We start from the raw sequence: 17,104 nt of genomic DNA on the forward strand, positions 1-17,104 counted from the left end.
CTTCGATTGTGCCTCCTCACGCCCCGGGCGACAACGGCACCGACGTCACGGGCCTGCGGCGGCGCGCCCTCGCCAGCCATATCGCACCCGCGCTAGCGGCCCCGTCCATCGCGTCTATCACGCGGCGATGAGCCAAATGCGTGCCATCCACATGCCCAGCGCCGTCAGCGCGAACGAACCGAACAAGTGAATGCCGGCCTCGGCCAATGCCCAGCCGAGCTGGCCTTGCGCGAGCGTGGTCACGACTTCGGCCGAAAACGTCGAGAACGTCGTCAAGCCGCCCATGAATCCCGTGATAACGAAGAGCCGCCACTCGGGCGGCAAGCCGGCTTTGAAGGAGAAAAACACCGCGGCGACGCCGATCAAATAGCCGCCGATCAAGTTCGCCGCAAGCGTGCCGAGGGGAATCGCCGGAAAGACGGCGTTCAGGCCGAGGCTCAGCGCCCAGCGCAGCAACGCGCCAAGGCCGGCGCCGATGAAGATGGAGAGAATCGAGTAGATCAACGTGCGGTCCTGGTTCGAATCGTGTTGTCGATCGAACCGGAAAACGGTGCGCCAAACGAACGCCTACCGATTCCGGCTCGGGAATGGTAGGCATCATCAGCCACGAGGGCGGTTCAAGGAGGAATGCCATCTCCCCGTGCGCACTGCCCGCGATGGACTCGGGCGGGCCAGCAGCGCCCGGCCGCGCAATGCGACGAGACATTACTTTAGGGGTTTGAGCGGCGCTAGGCAATATCCCGCGAAAGCACGCGAATCGCGCCCGCGCTGCCCCGGCTCTCGGTAGCACGACGAGCGCCGCGGCGGTACGGCGTTCGTCGGGACGACGAAGACGCCAAGCCGCGGCGGGATCGGCTTTACTGCTTCGACAGTTGACCGTACGCCACGCCCGTCGTACCCGAATGGAGGACATACAGGACCGAGCGCGTGTACAGATTCGCGTTTGAGGTCGGCAAGAACACGATGGCCGCATTGCCCGTGTAAGTCGTTGTGGACGTGAGACTGCACGAGCCCGACGACGAAGCTGCGGTCGGTACGAGGGTCACGTTCATCGTGTACAGGTTCTTGCTCGAATTCGGCGTGCTGAGCACCAAGGTGCCCGAGGCCGTGCAGTTGCTGAGCGTGCCGCTCACGGTACCGTCGTTGGCCACCGTAATCGAGCTGCCCGTTTGCGCCCAGGTTCCGGCGACGCTTGCCTGCGTGACCGCGAGGGCGTTGGCCGGATCGTACGTGAGCGAGAGCGTCGTATTCGAACCGTTCGAGGTAAAGCTGCCGCTGAACGATTGCTTGGCGGTGAACGTGCCCGAACCCGCGGTCACCGGATTGACGAACGAGAACGAGAAATTCGATCCCGATGTCATCGTCCAATTCGGCGTGGCGACGTTGAGCGACGCAAACGTCTGGTTCACGGCAACGGTCGACATCCCGCCGATATAGGTGAACTGATTGTTCGTGTCAATGAAGGCGGTGTTATTGGTGACCACACCGCGGGCCGTCCAGATCCCTTCCACGCCGTTGCCGACCGCGGCGGTCGAGCCCGATTGCGGGCTGGACAGGCTCGGGAGCGCTTCGCCGACAACCGGCGTGCTCGACGTCGGCGACGTGGGCGACGTGGTGGTGGGCGCGCTGGCGGTAGCCGGAGCCGCGGCGTTGCCGGTCGTGCCCGACGAACTCGAGCCGCCGCCGCCACAGGCAGCCAGCGCCAACGACGCAATCAAGGAAAGGGAAAGGGAAAGCTTCGAATTGATTTTCATTGGGTATTTCCGGCGGACGCAACGGTTCCACGCCGAGCCCTCGTGCCGGTCTCTTCGCATTATGTCGATCGATGGTTGAATGCGCGCCGGCGGGTCTCTCAGCGACAGGCCGTTTGGAATAAATGTATTGCCCCCGAGCCTGTTCGCATATCCGAATCGCGCGGCGTGGAGTATACCGGATCCGCCTAGCGCAATCCGCTCCGTTGCGTTTTAGCCTGTGGTTATCGGCGCCGCATTGACAAAATGGCGAAGATCGGTAAACCGCTTAACCGCCTAAGCACGAGCATGGCCGCGTGCGTCCGCAAACGTTATCGTCATGCCGAGTCTTTCAGACTTTCATTTTCATAACGCTTTCCTGATTGCCTCGGTCGCGATTCGAATATCGTCGAATTGTGTAATCAGCTCGAAACACAGGACGAAGGCGAACGCATAACCGATAGCCGGAAATCGGTCCATCCACCGTAGGATCGGGGCCGCGATCCTCTTGCGCACCGCCTCGCGCGTGACGATGCACGCCAGTGCCACCCCGAGCAGCAAGCCGGCGATGACGTCCGTGGGGTAATGCAGGCCCAAGTACACGCGCGGCAACAAGATGAAACACACCGTATAAAGCAGGGCAAAGACGCCGATGGCGCGATAGACGAGAAAGATCCCCGTTGCGATCGCGCCCCAGAGCATGGCGTGATCGCTTGGGAACGAACTCCAAAATCGCAGCGAGGGTTCGGTGTAAGTCGCTTCGGGGAAATGGAGATGCAGGCTCGCATCGTGTATGGGCCGGATGCGGAACGGCAGATAATGCGCCAGCAGTCTGCCGACGAGAAGCGCGAGCAATCCGCTGGCGATCGTCGCCACCACCATTTCCCGATTCGATTGTCCGCCGTCGCGCCGTGCAAACCACATGCCCCATAGCACCGTCATCAACACGAGCCCTTTGATGGTATAGAACTCGGTCAGCGCGCGGATCGCGCGGTTCGCGAATCCGGAATGAAACGCATGCTGCGTCATGAAAACCAAAATTGCATCGTCGAAGCCGTTCACTACGTCCTTCCCTTCTTTAGCCGCACGGTCGCACAGCCGGTCCTCGCGCCGCGACGAGGACGGGCAAGCGCCCAATACCCTCCCACAAAAAATATTCGCTGAAAATTCAAAAAAACGGCAACACCTTTGTCATACGAACCGTGTATACGCGCACACTCTTGTCAGACCGTCGCGTGGATCAAGCGAGCCGGCGTGACGCTAAGGTGCAATGCATCGGTGCGGCCAGCCAGATAGCGCCGGTTCAGCTCCTCGGGCGGCCAGGCGCGGCTATCGCTGTAGCCGAGCGCAGCCAGCCGCTCGGCGAGTTCGGCCGGTTCGAAGAAGCTTTTCCACGGCTCGCCGCCTTGCGCGAGCCGTGCCGCCAATTGCTCCATGGCGATGCGCATCATCGGCGGCAGGCTTGCCAGCGGGAGCGCAAATTCGAATAGCACGGAACTGCCTTTGGCGCATCCCGCGATGGAACGCAAGGTGTCGACGACAGCCGCCTCGTCGAGATACATCGTCACGCCGAGCCAACTGAAGAATGCCGGCTCTTGGGGATCGAACCCGGCACGCGCCAAGCCCTCGGCCAAGCCGATGCGCTCGAAGTCCACCGGCACGAAGCGCAGCGAGGGCGGCTCGGCGATGCCCGCTTGCGCTAAGCGAGCACGCTTCCATTCCTGCGTGGCGGGCAAATCGACTTCGAAGAGGCGACCGGGCGCGTCGGGATGCCGGTAGACACTCGTATCGAGGCCGGCGCCGAGCACAACGTACTGGTGCACCCCGCGCGCGATGGCCTCGGCCCACAAGTCGTCGGCGAGCCGGCTGCGAACCACCACCGAGCTGCGCATGCCCGTCGACATCGGATGGCGGAACCGGTCGAGGTTCTCGCGCAGTTCCTTGGCATCGGCGTCGCCCAGCATCGCCAACGCGACCGGATCGTCGAGCACGAGCGGCCGATCGAGCAGTTGGTGCGCCGCTCGCTGCTTGGCCACCAACAGCGCGCTCGGCTTGGGCCCGGCATCGAAGGACGGCGAAGTCGGCCCAATGACGTGTGCTTTGTGCAGATAAGCTAGGGCCGCGTCGTCGAGGCCGATGCCCAGTTGCAAATCCGGCTCTCGCATCAAGGCATCGCGAACGCGCACCTCCAACGCCATGTCGTCGCCGCAGAAGCTGTCGCGGAAAAGCGCCTGCCAGCGCTTGACCAGCCCCTGCACCGGCTGCGCGCCGGGCTCGACGCCTTCTTCCATGTAAGCGCGCAATTCGAGCACCAATTCGGGCCAAGCGCGCCGATTGCGCGCATCGAGTTGACGGCGTCGCACCTCGGCCATGTGCGCCGGCTCGAGATACTTGGCAAACAGCGCGCAACGCGCTTGAATGAACGCTTCATCGATCCACGCCAACATCTCGGCTGTGATCCCGACGATTTGCTGCGCGCGCGGCTCGCCGATCTGGATTTTCATCAGCTTGGTGGCCAGCGCCGGGTCGTTGCCGCACATCCGCGTCACGAGCCGCATCCAGCGCCAAGCCAGCGCGTGGGCCGCCTCGGCGTCGGTGGGCAGCGCTTGCCGCATGGCGCGGCCAACCTCGTCGACGAGTTCGACCCATCGCGGATCCATCGGCGCGGCCGCGTCCGGCCCGGATCGAAACAGCGTCCCCACTTCGTCGTCGTTCAGGTGCTTTTGGTACATATTCATCAGCTCCAGCGTGTTCAGCCAATCGATCGCCGGCGTTTCGCCACCGGCGTCCAGCATCTCGACGAGGTGTCGCAAATGGCGACTGAGGCGCTGCGCGCGCGATGCCTGCGCGTCGAGTTCCGCGATCTGGCGTTGCAGAATCTGAATCGGTGCGCTGGCCTGACTGCCATCCAGGCTGGCCTTGATGTCGGGAAGCGAATAGCCGAACCGCTTCAGCGCCTCGATCCGATGCAGCCGGACCAGGTCGTCGCGCCCATACAGGCGCGCGCCGCCATCGGTCCGCTGCGACGGCGACAACAACCCGATCGAGTCGTAGTGATGCAGCGCTCGAACACTCAGGCCGGCCCGCTTTGCCAGTTCACCGATCTTGAGTTGCATGACCTCTCCGTTCGTCGGTTCCAACGTTAAAACCTGACGTAACGTCAGGTGCAAGGGGAATCGAAATGGTAACGGAGAGGGGCGGCCCTCACCCGGCGGCCAGCCGGTCAGCGGCGAGCAGATTCATGCCACTACGGCGGGCGGCGGGCGGCGTTTAGGAACGCGTGGAGAGGTGGGCGCGATTTCGATACAGAACGTATGCGATTGGCGGCGTTGGAATGACGATCGCCCCGTTAGCGCATGCCACCGCTGGCAACGATGTGTTCTCCGGTCATCCAAGCCGAGTCGTCGGACGCGAGGAACACGGCGATCGATGCGATATCTTCCGGATGGCCCACGCGGCCGAGCGGCGTTTGGCTCACGGCCATCGCTTCGAAGTCCGAGCCGGCGATCCCTGCCGCGTGCGTCCCTTCGGTGATCACGATGCCCGGATTGATCGCGTTGACGCGGATTTTGCGCGGCCCAAGCTCGCGGGACAGCACGCCCGTGATGGCATCGACGGCGCCTTTCGTACCCGAATACACCGCGGTCCCCGGCGGCGTGATCGTGGTCACCACCGAACTCACGTTGATGACGCTCGCGCCTTCGCCCATGTGCTTCAGCGCGGCTTTGGTCGTGAGCAACACGCCAAGTACGTTGATATTGAACTGCCGGTGGAATTGCTCTTCGGTAAATTCTTCGATCGGCGCCAACTCGTAGACGCCCGAATTGTTGACCAGGATGTCGATGCGGCCATAGCTTTCGATCGCTGCATCGATGATCCCTTGCGCGTCCGCGGCCTTCGATACATCGCCGCCCACGGCCACGGCCTTGCCGCCTGCCGAGGCGATCGCGGCAACGACGGCGTCCGCGCCCGCGCGGCTGCTCGCGTAGTTGACGACGACGGAAGCGCCATCGGCCGCGAGCGCCTTAGCGATGCCGGCGCCGATACCCTTCGACGCACCCGTGACGACAGCGACTTTGCCTGTGAGCTTACCCATAACCATTTCTCCATTCGATTCGATGCTGTGAGGGGACCGGCGGCATGCATTGCCTACCGGCTTGCGGTGGATGCAATGTAGGCAGTCGCTGCCCGTGGATAAAGTGGATCGACGCGAATTGACATGGTGGAATCGACGAACAATCTCGAAGCCGCGCAATGGGCCAGGACGTCGATAGCGCAATCGACGGAACGCCGGGTTTTAATACTGCATTGACTGCGTCCAACTTTGGGGTGGCGATGCGCCGCCCCGCCCTTCGAACAACTCGCGTTCGCGCGAGAGGCCATCGCCGACCACATCGAAAAATGCCCTGACTCGGGCCGTGCCTTTCAGATCGGTATGCGCCACGATCCATAGTTCGCCCTCCAGATCGGATACCGGCTGGGGCAACGCACGCACGACGCCATGATCGCTATCGCCCAAATAGCAAGGCAACAAGGCAAGCCCAATGCCCGAGCGCGCCGCGACGAGTTGATTCACGAGACTGTTACTGCGATAAACGAAGGCGTCCTGGGGGGCCATACGAGCTAGCCATTCGGCAGCTTGGATCGACATCGTGCCGTACTCCCAGCCGATCAAGCGATGGCTCGCGAGCGCGTCCAAGCTCGGCACGGGGCCACCTTGCTCGGCCAGATAGGCCGGCGCCGCGTAAAAGCCCCAAGCGACTTGCGCGAGCCTGCGCCCCCATAGGTCTGCCTCGCGCGGCCGGACCGGGCGCAACGCAACATCGGCCTCGCGGCGGGAAAGATTGAGCACGCGGTTATCCGTGGCCAATTCGACCACGACGCCGGGATGCGCCTGACGAAATGCGGCTAGATGCCGCGTCAGCCGACTGTAGGCCAGTGTTTCCGACGAGGTGACGCGCAGCCGCCCCGACAGCCGATGATCGTGCCCGGTGAGCGCACGATCGAGCGCGAGTGCTTCGTCCTCCATGCGCTCGGCCGCGCAGGCCATGCGCAGCCCTGCTTCGGTCGCCTGATAGATGCCGCCGGAGAGCCGTTCGAACAGCCGCATGCCCAGCCGCGTTTCGAGCGCCTTCAGACGCCGAAAGGCGGTGGAGTGGTCGACATTCAGCCGCGCGGCGGCACTCGTCAAACTTGACGCGCGATGCACGGCGAGCACGAGGCGCAGATCGTTCCAATCGTTCATCCGGCAACATTAAACGATCGCTTGCGTAGATGCAAACCGAAATGGCATTGGCGCAATGGACATTGCAACCATGCACGCCGTATGCTGGGTCCGTTGTCGCGTTTTGCCTTGCTCCGTTTGTTGTTCTCCGTTTGTCTTGCCTACTTTGTCCTGCGCATTCTTTACGAGGCCCCTATGAAGCTCTACTACTCCCCTGCCGCTTGTTCTTTGTCGCCGCATATCGTTGCCGTCGAAGCCGGCATTGCGCTCGAATTGACCCGCGTGAACATCGGCAAAACGCCGCATACGACGGCATCGGGTGCCGAGTTTTCGACGGTGAATCCGAACGGCTATGTGCCGGTACTCGAATTGGACGACGGCACATTGCTGACCGAAGGTCCGGCCATCGTTCAATACCTCGCCGACCTGAAACCGGACAGCGGTCTCGCTCCGGCCGCGGGCACGCTTGCGCGAACGCGCCTGCAATCGTGGCTCAATTTCATCGCGACCGAGCTTCACAAGGTGTTTAGCCCGTGGTTGTTTCATGCCGAATACGGTGCACAAGTGCACGCGATCGCACGGGGCAGGCTTGCCGAGCGGCTGGGATTCGTCGACCGGCACCTGGCCGCCGGCGGACCGTTTCTGATGGGCGAATCGTTCACGGCGGCCGACGCGTATCTCTTTACGGTCGTCAATTGGTCGACCTTCGTCGATGTCGATCTTTCGGGCTTTGCGAACCTGCGCGCTTATATGGAACGCGTGGGCGCGCGCCCAGCCGTGCGCGAGGCGATGAAGGCCGAAGGCCTGAAGGTGCCGGCATGACGACTGCCGCCACGGCGCCGGCTTATACGTTGGCGAGCCATCGTTTGTGCCCATATGTCCAGCGCGCCGCCATCGCCCTGGCGGAAAAGGGCGTCGCGTTCGAGCGCCGCTATGTCGACCTCGCCGATAAGCCCGACTGGTTTCGAGCGGTCTCGCCGCTCGGCAAAGTGCCGCTGCTGCTTGTGGACGACGATACGGGGGGCTCGGCCGCCATCTTCGAAAGCGCGGTGATTTGCGAGTATCTCGAAGACGTGGGTGCAGGCCCCGCGCTGCATCCGGCGGACCCGCTCGAACGAGCACGGCATCGCGGCTGGATCGAGTTTGCCTCGGCGATTCTGGGCGACGTTTGGGGATTCGAAACTGCCACCGACGCTGCGACATACGAGGCGAAGCGCGCGGCACTTGCGCAGAAGTTCGCTCGCGTCGAAGCGCAAATCGGCGACGGTCCGTTGTTTTCAGGGTCGAGAATGTGCCTTGTCGATGCCGCGTTTGCGCCGGTCTTTCGGTACTTCGACGTGTTCGATGCATTGATGCCGACGGGCATGTTTGCGCCAACGCCGAAATTGCGTGCGTGGCGGCGGGCGTTGTTCGAGCGGCAGAGCGTCGTGGACGCCGTGACGCCCGACTATGGTGTTCGGCTACGGGCATTTCTCGTCAAGCACGATGCTTATTTGCTTAGGACGTCGTGAGAGGGCGATAACGGCCCTTCGTACCCAAACCGAGGGGCAGTTCGCAAAAATTCAACAATACTCACCGCTTGGGCGATAGCGTTGACTTGCGTTGTCGCGCTGCCCTACTGTTGCGCAGTTCAACCAGACAACAGAGGGAACGAAGGTGTCGAAAAAGATCGTGGATCACGCCAGCCTCGAAGCGTTGCCGAACCCTACGCGTCGAGCGTTGTCATTGGGCCTGGGCCTCGTCCCCATGCTGCCGCTACTGCCGGGAGTCGGAATCCAGGCGGCGCGGGCCGCTCTGGCACCTACGGCGCTCACGCCGGCTTCGGAGAGTGGCGTCTTCCGCCACCCGGGGCTGCTGGTCACCGAAGACGACTTCACTCGCATCCGCGCGCTCATCAATGCCGGCCAAGAGCCGTGGGCAGGCTGGTGGAAAACGCTGTGCGCCGAGCACATGTCCTCGCTGGATACCCGGCCCTACCCGCTGCCCGCAGTCTACCGGGCCGACGGCAGCAAGAACAATCTGTACGTCGACATCTGGCGCGCCTGGAGCCTCGTCCTGCGATGGAAGCTGTCCGACCCGCAGGACAACCGCTATGCCGACAAGGCCGTGGAGTTCCTGGATGCCTGGGCGAACACGCTGAAGGTGATCGGAACGGTGCCTCCCGGATCGACCGCCCATGATGACCACACCTTCATCATCCTGGCCGGCATTCAAGGCCACCAGTTGGCGCAGATCGGCGAAGTCCTGCGCACTTACTCCGGCTGGGCACCGCAGAGCCTGAAGCGCTTCCAGGACATGCTGCTCAACGTCTTCGCCCCGATATCGTCGTGGTTCCTCAGCGACGGGCACATCGGGTCCCATGCTAACTGGGACATGGCCTCGTTGGCGGGCGCCATGGCGATCGGCGTGTTCTGCGACCGACCCGACCTCTACCGGCTGGCCTGCGACTGCTACGCGGGCAACAACCGCGGCAAGCTCCGGAACTTCGGCAACGGCGCGATCGGGCATGGCGTGTACTTCATGCACCCGGGCCATTTCGGCCAGTGGGAGGAAAGCGGCCGCGACCAGGGCCACTCGACACTGGGCATGTCGCTGGGCGGCGACCTGCTGGAGATGGCCTGGAACCAGGGCGACGATCTGTACGGGATGTACAACAACCGCTTCCTGGCAGCGGCGGAGTATGTGGCGCGCTCGAACCTGCTCGACGAGAACGGCAAGAACTACCCGATGCCCTATGTGCGCGAGAACAATCCGTCGCAGCCCCACCCGTCTTTCTGGACGCAAGTGAACTACGGCCACATGGGCCGCAACTGCTGGGAGCCCATCTACAACCACTACGTCAACCGCCTGGGTCTGGCGGCGCCGAACGTCGCGCGCATGGTGAAGTTGTGCGAGCCGAAGTACGGGGGCAGCAGCGACGACGTCTGGTGGCCGACGCTGATCCATCGCCGCCCGGACTATGCCGGCCCCATGAAGCCGGCGTCGGGCCTCACGGCCAACTTGCGCGGCGACCGCGTCGTGCTGTCTTGGTGGGGTAGCGTCGGCGCGACCTCGTACGAAGTCAAGCGCGCAAGCGGGGCCAACGGCCCCTTCAGGCTGGTGGGCACGGTTTCGGCGAGCGAGTGGCTCACGTACAGCGATATCCCGCCCAACGGCGTCTGGTTCTACCAAATCACGGCGCAAGGCCGCGGCGCCCAGGGAGCCGGCTCCAACGTGGTGCGTATCGCCGTTCCCGGAGAGTGGCGCCTATCCATGCCGCTGAACAACCCGAACGGCACCGGCACGGTTGGCGCGCTGATGACCTCCGCGGGCACCTGGAGCGCGGTGGAGGGCAAGCTGCTGGACGGCGCGACCTGGGGCGACGGGCGCCTCAACGACAAGGCCATCGTGTTCGACGGCAAGAAGGCAGGCCTGCAGTTGCCGTCGGGGCTGTTCAGCGACCTCGACGACTTCAGCGTGTCGCTTTGGGTCTACGCGAATGGGTTGCACTGGGACAGCTGCGTGTTCTTCGCGGGACTGGACGCGAACGCAGCCATGTGCATCGCACCCCAGACCGGCTCAGGCACGCTGTGCTTCTCGATCTTTGGCGCGACCTTCAACGATTCGCAGGTGGTGGCGGCGCCGTGGCCCCTGCCGATTCGCCGCTGGGTCCATCTCGCGGTCACGCTGCGGGGCAATACCTGCCGCCTGTACGTTGACGGTACCGAGGCCGGAAAATCCGACGAAATCCTGCTGTCGCCGCGCCAGGTGGGCGACCAGGTTGCCTTCCTGGGCCGCAATTGGGCGCATCCATCGTTCAACGGTCGCATCCAGGGCTTGCGCATTTACGCGGGCGCGTTGAGTACCGCGGAGGTAGCAGCGCTGGCCCGTTGAAGTGACGCTACAGCTACAGCTATAGCGCTCGCCGCCTCCGTCGTCATCCCCATCGTCGACGGCGGGCGGCGGCCCGCTGTGCCCTACTGGATAAAACGGCGCAATTCCACCGTCGAAGGCCGGTCGAAAATCTCATCGGGCGGGCCGCTTTCCCATACGCGGCCCTCATGCATGAAGACCACCTTATCGCTCACCGTGCGAGCGAAGCGCATCTCGTGCGTCACCATGATGAGCGTCATGTGCTCGCGCGCGAGGCTTTCGACAACGCTCAGCACCTCGCCGACGAGTTCCGGATCGAGCGCGGACGTGATTTCGTCGCACAGCAGCACGCTCGGGTTCATTGCGAGCGCACGTGCAATAGCTACGCGTTGTTGCTGGCCGCCCGAAAGCTGATCGGGATAGGCGTCGAATTTATCGCCAAGCCCGACGCGCTCGAGCATCTTCTCGGCTTGGGCACGCGCCTCGCCCCGAGGCGTCTTCTTCACCACGGTCTGCGCCAGCGCGACGTTTTCGCCGGCCGTGAGATGCGGAAACAGGTTGTACTGCTGAAACACCATCCCCACTTTCAAACGCAGCGTGCGTAGGTCGGCGTGACGCGCGTCGATATGCGCGCCGTCGATTCGGATCGATCCGGCATCGATGCTCTCGAGCCCGTTCAAGGTCCGCAAGAACGTACTCTTGCCCGATCCGCTGCGGCCGATGATCGACACCACCTGCCCGCGTTCGACCGAAAGATCGATTCCCTTCAACACATGGTTCGTGCCGAACTGCTTTTCGACACCGAGAGTTTCAACGAGGGGCATACAGCGTCCTTTGCAAGGTGCGCGCGTAACGCGTGAGCGGATAGCAGAGCGCAAAGTAGATGAGCGCGACGAGGCCGTAGACGAGGAAAGGCTTGAATGTCGCATTCGAAATTTCGGTACCGGCCTTCGTGAGTTCCGAGAATCCGATGATCGACACGAGCGCCGTGTCCTTGATCGCTTGCACGCCGAAACCGACGGTCGGCGCGATAGCGATGCGCGCTGCTTGCGGCAGAATCACGTGCCGCAATTGCTCGAAGTAATTCATGGCAAGGCTTTCGGAGGCTTCCCATTGCCCTTTTGGCACCGCCTCGACACAGCCGCGCCAGATTTCCGCCAAATAGGCGCTCGTGAAAAACGTGAGCCCGAGTGTAGCCGCGACCCAGGGGGAAACATCGATACCGACGAGCGGCAACCCAAAGAACACGATGAACAGTTGCATCAGCAGCGGTGTGCCTTGAAACACCTCGACATAGACGCGCACCAGCGCACGCAATGCGCGCGAGCGCGACACCCGCATGACGAGCAACACGAGGCCGACCGCCCCGCCTGCGAAGAACGAAACGAGCGAAAGCAAAACGGTCCAACGCGCTGCTAGAAGCAGGGCTTCGAAGATCTGGCCGAAGGTGAACTCGATCATCGCGCCCCCCGCAAGTTGCGCGCGAAGAGCCTGCGGGCCGCCGCCGAGAGCACGGCGCGCAACGCGAGCGCCATGACGAAATAGACGCCGGCAATGAGGAAGTACGTTTCGAACGCGCGGAAATTGCGCGATTGCACGTAGCTGGCCGCATAGGTGAGATCGGCGACGGATATTTGAGAGACCACCGCCGAACCCAGCATCGTAATGACGATCTGGCTCGCGAGCGCGGGAGACACCTTGGCGAACGCCTGCGGCAGCAAGACATGAACGAACGTTTCGCGGCGGGACATCGCCAGCGCGGCGGCGGCCTCATGGTGCCCTTTGGGTACGGCCCGAATGCCCGCGCGCAAGATCTCCACGCAATAGGCGCCGAGATTGAGCGTCATGGCGGCAACAGCCGCCGTGTACTCGCCGATATGAATGCCGAGCGCGGGCAATCCGAAGAATACGAAGAAGAGCTGAACGAGAAACGGCGTATTGCGAATGGCTTCGACGTACGCTAGGGTCACCCGGCGGAGGGAGGGACTGCGGCTGTCGCTCGCTGCCGCACCGAGCACGCCGACGCTCACACCGAGCAGCGTCGACGCAGCGGTCAGCGCTAGCGTCACGGCCGCGCCACTGGCGAACATGCCGGCATAGGCCGAGAGTTCGCCGAACTGCAATTGATAACTCATGAACGATACCGCCGAAACAAATCACGGGACTGCGCGCCGCTTGCGGCGGCGAACTCGATGCGGGAAGGTTCAGAGCGTGGCGGGCAACGGTTGGCCGAGCCACTTCTTGGACAGGGCTTCGAGCGCACCGTCCTTTTTCGCCTGCTCGATCGTCGCATTCACCTTCGCGAGCAAACGCGGCTCGTTCTTGCCTAGGCCGACGTAGCACGGAGAATCCTTGATGATGAGTTTCATCTGCGGCATCCGCGGCGGGTGCTTCGCGATAATGGCGGCCGCCACGACGTTGCCTGCTGCGATCAGTTGGACTTGACCGGAGAGGAAGGCCTGGATGGTGCCGTTGTTGTCGTCGAAGCGGCGGATCGTCGCGTTCGGCGCCATGTTCGTGAGCGCGATTTCCTCGAGCGCGCCGCGTGTCGCCGCAATCGTCTTGCCGGCGAGGTCGGCCGGGGTTTTGACGTTGACGTCGGCCGGGCCGAACACACCTTGGAAGTACGGAGCGTAGGCTGCGGAGAAGTCGATGACCTTCTCGCGATCGGGCGTTTTGCCGAGCGACGAGATGATGAGATCAACCTTGTCGGTCTGCAAATACGGAATCCGGTTCGCGCTGTTGACGGGGACGAGTTCGACCTTCACGTTCATCGATTTGGCGAGCAGTGTCGCCATGTCGATGTCGTAGCCTTGCGGTTTCATGTCGGGCCCGACCGAGCCAAACGGCGGGTAATCCTCCGGTACTGCGACCCGCAGCGTGCCGCGCTTGGCGATCGCATCGAGTGCATCGGCGTGCGCGGCCTGAGCGGCGAAGAAAACGAAGGCAGGTGCGACGACTAATGCGGCTAGCCAGCGGCGGCGATGCGTGCGGTGCGGCTTGTGTTCCATCTTGATTCCCGAACTTGAGTTGGCGAAGCGACGCGCTTCATGGGAGGTCATGCGGCGCGGGTGCGGCGGGTAAGAGCAAGGAACAGGCCAATCGTGGGATGGCGCGGCTCGCGCGGAGCCGGTGGGGGGAGACGAGGATGGCGCGCCCCATGTCGCTGCATGGCGTTTCTTTTTTGGTGCGTGCATGGGCACCATTTCCGGTCATTGCGAGGTCGCGATCTGCGTGCTGCCGGTTGGAGCATAATCGTCCGGCTTGCCGAACTGATCGAGCCTGAAATCGAGCGCCTTTGCGGGGAATGGAGAGACATACATGGCTAACATCACCGCTGCCGAAATTGCCGCCGCACGCAAGCGCGGTGCGGAAGAGCCGACCATCGTATCGGCTCGCTTTATACGCTCAACTCGCACGCTGGAGGTCACGCACACGCGTAATGAGGGCGACTCGGACTACCGGATCTAGCTGATAGCGAAATGGCCAGATGTGCAAGCAGCAAGCTCAAGCACCCGATAGGGCCAATGATCTCAAGACTGCGGAACGCAATCACCCTTGATTTTAGTTGGAACATCCCCTACCGACTCACCTTCATACTGCATGTGCCTCGGCTCAGTACGGGTGAACCTTCCAACAAAACTGGGGCCATTAACCCCGGTTATCAATGTGGATCCGATTACACGATCCGTGATTTCAAGCTTCTCCCCGTCCACCTTATAGTCGCCCTGCCAAAAGGTTGGGCCACCCCCATCTCGGGGGTAGATGATGTGCCTTACCATACCCGACCGGCGAAACATAAAATCTTCCGTAGAACCGGTGCGCTCGCCATTCACCATCAAATCGCACTTCCAATGAACGTCCACGACTTTTGAAGGGTCGACTTTCTCGCCGCAAGCTCCCAGCGGCAGTGCCATCGACAACACTATCAACCTAGCAAGCACCCGCATTTCGTCACCCAATTAAAATTATTTACTCTAGCGGCAGTTAGATATCATCTTATTACATTACATCTAATTAAGCACCGGACACGCACACATGCGCAGAAGAAGTCATCATTTGCACGAATTTAGCGGCTCAGTGTATTTGAAATCATTCCCGATTTTTGCCTGAAGGCGGAATTGATTCCTCGCCAATTGAAATCCAAATATCGCCGACCCCGGCGCGCCACCGCCCTGACAATCAAATGACGCCGCCATATTATCCCCGGCGCGGCCATAGCCTGCAATTTCCTTGAGCCGACATTGCATCACCCCGACGCTGAAGCCGGATCCAGTTACACGCACAACCAATGCGCCATTATCCAAACGCTTACCACCCGCCACATTTTGACAATCGGACTGCGAAGCCCATACACCACGGAAACGAACAGGGATTTCGTTATCTGAGGCACCACCGTTTCCGGAAATCGCATCGCCTCCCTTCCCGACCGTGGAAGCCGCATCCCTCACCAATCGCAAATAGGCTTTACCTGACCTCGATAGCGTTACTACGTCACCGCCGTTCCTGGCAATGACGCCCCACTCTCCTCCCCCATTCTGGCTTGATGTCATAAATGGGCCTAATGGTGTACCACGAAATACAGATTGATTGATATCTGAATTCTGCCTAGCAGCATGAAAATCTTTGAAATCTGCGAGCGTTCTCATCTCAGCAGACGTTGGAACTCTCCATGCCACCCCCGTTCTGTCCGATTCCTCTTGTGCGTGACGAATCGCTTGACGCTGATTGAAATCATCCCCAAATTGCTCTTGTCCATTCATACCGCGACACTGATTACCCTCAAGATGCATCCCCTCCGCGCATCGGCGCCAGACCAACTTCGTATCCAAATCAGTTACCTCGGCACCATCACGAGATATCGCGTAGCGAGTTGCATCACTGGCGTCTTTTGCGATTGCGATTGCGCTTGCTCCATTGAGCAAGACAGTCAACATCAGCCAACTTATTTTTTTAGCGGAAAGCACGGCAAATTTTCCCTATACAATTAAACGAAAAACTGCGAAATAACCCGTTTCCCGTCGAGTATAACCGCCAGCCTGTCAGACACGGCACCACATAAAAACACGCGAACTCAATTGATTTGGAGATTGAACGAAATGCTTGCATCATCATCGACAAGCACCGTATGCCCGCTTGTGGTGTACGGGAAAAGCCACCGAATCCACGGATCAGATCCGTTCGTATCGTTAACGAGAATGTTCGAGTTCAAGCTCTTCATATCGATGGACTGAAGAACCCGAGTCTGATAGAAATTCGACGCCAGATCGGATGTACGAGCCAGATAAAGCGTGCTATTAATAAGCGTGGCATCCAGCGCAACAGTTCCTGGAACCGTGGGCAAAACCAGTTGCTGTGCATTCGCGAACGACCCGGTCCCGTTGTTGAACAGGATTGTCGGCGGAGCCGAGAGCTGCGAACAGCCGGAGTTAGGGCATGCATCGTCACCCATGAACAATAGGTCCGGCTTTCCATCGCCGTTCAGGTCGAGCGCCTCGACCGAGTAATACAACTGGCCTGGCGTCAATGCCGGTAGGAGGTCGGTGCGAACGGTGAAGTTGCCTTTCCCATCATTGACGAACACGACAGGCGTATGCCCAACGCCATTAGTGCTTGGATCAACGGCGATTACATCGATGTTGCCGGTGCCCGTGATGTCGGCCGCCGCTGCACCATGAAAGTACCCGGTGTAGGGGATGAACGTCGTTTTGTAAGAGCCGTCCGCTTGGCTCAGGATTACTGCCGCTTCTTCGCCAGGGAATGGTGACGCATCGTAGCCGTGACACGCGACGAAGATATCCGGCTTGCCATCGTGATTGAAGTCAGCAACGATAGCTTTGCGCGGATGTACGCACCCGGTCGTGTCCGCGAGCAAGGTCGTATCCTTGGCGAATGAACCATCTGCCTGGCGCTTCCAGAATTCGAAAGTTCCCTTCGTTGCCTGCGATAGTGGCTTCGTCACATCGTAGGTCTGGGTGGCGATGAATAGGTCTTCCTGGCCGCGTTGGAAGAAGTCGCCAAAAGCATGCGCTGCGTTTCCGGAGTACGGCAGAGTCTGCGCCGGAATATTTAGCCCTTTCTCGTTCTGATATGAGGTCGCAGCCACCGCAATAGGCTTTACGGTGGGCTGCGATGTCGCCGTGGAACCGCTACTACTGCTGCTACCGCCGCCTCCGCCGCCCCCGCATCCGCCGACGATGAACATCGCTGCCACAGACGCGACCACACAAAGTTTCCGTAGATTGCTCATTCCCTGATTGCCCCTAGATTCGAACCCTTAGTCATAGCGTTAAGGGTC

At 61.4% G+C, this 17,104-nt stretch carries 16 protein-coding genes and 1 riboswitch; of the genes, 3 read left to right on the forward strand and 13 right to left on the reverse strand.

From position 1 onward, the window contains the following. Positions 1 to 117 precede the first annotated feature (117 nt). From crcB to ACTHN9_RS28975, 6 genes are all read right to left on the reverse strand, one after another. Positions 118 to 504, reverse strand: a complete 387-nt coding sequence (gene crcB / locus ACTHN9_RS28950; RefSeq protein WP_440540264.1) for a fluoride efflux transporter CrcB — start codon at positions 502 to 504, stop codon at positions 118 to 120. A gap of 80 nt (positions 505 to 584) precedes the next feature. Further along, positions 585 to 647: riboswitch (Fluoride riboswitch) on the reverse strand. Between the two features lie 210 nt (positions 648 to 857). Next, positions 858 to 1,754, reverse strand: coding sequence for a hypothetical protein (locus ACTHN9_RS28955; RefSeq protein WP_440540265.1), 897 nt, complete (start codon positions 1,752 to 1,754; stop codon positions 858 to 860). A gap of 342 nt (positions 1,755 to 2,096) precedes the next feature. Next, positions 2,097 to 2,792, reverse strand: coding sequence for a phosphatase PAP2 family protein (locus ACTHN9_RS28960; RefSeq protein ID WP_440540266.1), 696 nt, complete (start codon positions 2,790 to 2,792; stop codon positions 2,097 to 2,099). A gap of 161 nt (positions 2,793 to 2,953) precedes the next feature. Then, positions 2,954 to 4,846 carry an SAM-dependent methyltransferase gene (locus ACTHN9_RS28965; protein ID WP_440540267.1) on the reverse strand — a complete coding sequence of 631 codons (1,893 nt, stop codon included), beginning with the start codon at positions 4,844 to 4,846 and terminating at the stop codon, positions 2,954 to 2,956. A 233-nt stretch (positions 4,847 to 5,079) separates the two neighbouring features. Beyond that, positions 5,080 to 5,826 carry a glucose 1-dehydrogenase gene (locus ACTHN9_RS28970; RefSeq protein WP_440540268.1) on the reverse strand — a complete coding sequence of 249 codons (747 nt, stop codon included), beginning with the start codon at positions 5,824 to 5,826 and terminating at the stop codon, positions 5,080 to 5,082. Positions 5,827 to 6,027: 201 nt separating this feature from the next. Next, positions 6,028 to 6,975, reverse strand: a complete 948-nt coding sequence (locus tag ACTHN9_RS28975) for a LysR family transcriptional regulator (RefSeq protein ID WP_440540269.1) — start codon at positions 6,973 to 6,975, stop codon at positions 6,028 to 6,030. Between the two features lie 174 nt (positions 6,976 to 7,149). Between ACTHN9_RS28975 and gstA the strand changes: the two genes are divergently transcribed. The 3 genes from gstA to ACTHN9_RS28990 all read left to right on the forward strand — a co-directional run bounded on the left by gstA (position 7,150) and on the right by ACTHN9_RS28990 (position 10,827). After that, a complete protein-coding gene (gstA, locus tag ACTHN9_RS28980; RefSeq protein WP_440540270.1) occupies positions 7,150 to 7,776 on the forward strand; it encodes a glutathione transferase GstA in 627 nt (208 codons plus the stop codon). Beyond that, positions 7,773 to 8,465 (forward strand): glutathione S-transferase family protein, encoded by a 693-nt coding sequence (locus ACTHN9_RS28985; RefSeq protein WP_440540271.1) that lies wholly within the window; start codon positions 7,773 to 7,775, stop codon positions 8,463 to 8,465. The genes gstA and ACTHN9_RS28985 overlap by 4 nt, the downstream gene beginning before the upstream one ends. Positions 8,466 to 8,610: 145 nt before the next feature. After that, a complete protein-coding gene (locus tag ACTHN9_RS28990) occupies positions 8,611 to 10,827 on the forward strand; it encodes a LamG-like jellyroll fold domain-containing protein (RefSeq protein ID WP_440540272.1) in 2,217 nt (738 codons plus the stop codon). Between the two features lie 83 nt (positions 10,828 to 10,910). Here the strand turns inward: ACTHN9_RS28990 and ACTHN9_RS28995 are convergent, their stop codons facing one another. The 7 genes from ACTHN9_RS28995 to ACTHN9_RS29025 form a co-directional block, all read right to left on the reverse strand. Next, complete coding sequence (locus tag ACTHN9_RS28995; protein ID WP_440540273.1) at positions 10,911 to 11,630, reverse strand: amino acid ABC transporter ATP-binding protein; 720 nt, start codon at positions 11,628 to 11,630, stop codon at positions 10,911 to 10,913. Next, entirely contained in the window at positions 11,617 to 12,267 is a 651-nt protein-coding gene (locus tag ACTHN9_RS29000) for an amino acid ABC transporter permease (protein WP_440540274.1), read from the reverse strand. The genes ACTHN9_RS28995 and ACTHN9_RS29000 overlap by 14 nt, the downstream gene beginning before the upstream one ends. Beyond that, complete coding sequence (locus ACTHN9_RS29005; RefSeq protein ID WP_440540275.1) at positions 12,264 to 12,941, reverse strand: amino acid ABC transporter permease; 678 nt, start codon at positions 12,939 to 12,941, stop codon at positions 12,264 to 12,266. The genes ACTHN9_RS29000 and ACTHN9_RS29005 overlap by 4 nt, the downstream gene beginning before the upstream one ends. A gap of 69 nt (positions 12,942 to 13,010) precedes the next feature. Then, positions 13,011 to 13,817 (reverse strand): transporter substrate-binding domain-containing protein, encoded by an 807-nt coding sequence (locus tag ACTHN9_RS29010; protein ID WP_440540276.1) that lies wholly within the window; start codon positions 13,815 to 13,817, stop codon positions 13,011 to 13,013. Between the two features lie 201 nt (positions 13,818 to 14,018). Next, positions 14,019 to 14,237, reverse strand: a complete 219-nt coding sequence (locus ACTHN9_RS29015) for a hypothetical protein (protein ID WP_440540277.1) — start codon at positions 14,235 to 14,237, stop codon at positions 14,019 to 14,021. A gap of 624 nt (positions 14,238 to 14,861) precedes the next feature. After that, positions 14,862 to 15,773 carry a DUF1566 domain-containing protein gene (locus ACTHN9_RS29020; protein WP_440540278.1) on the reverse strand — a complete coding sequence of 304 codons (912 nt, stop codon included), beginning with the start codon at positions 15,771 to 15,773 and terminating at the stop codon, positions 14,862 to 14,864. A gap of 107 nt (positions 15,774 to 15,880) precedes the next feature. Further along, a complete protein-coding gene (locus tag ACTHN9_RS29025; protein WP_440540279.1) occupies positions 15,881 to 17,032 on the reverse strand; it encodes an FG-GAP repeat domain-containing protein in 1,152 nt (383 codons plus the stop codon). Positions 17,033 to 17,104 lie beyond the last annotated feature (72 nt).

Origin of the sequence: Trinickia sp. (genome assembly GCF_051953405.1) — a bacterium.
Lineage (GTDB): Bacteria > Pseudomonadota > Gammaproteobacteria > Burkholderiales > Burkholderiaceae > Trinickia.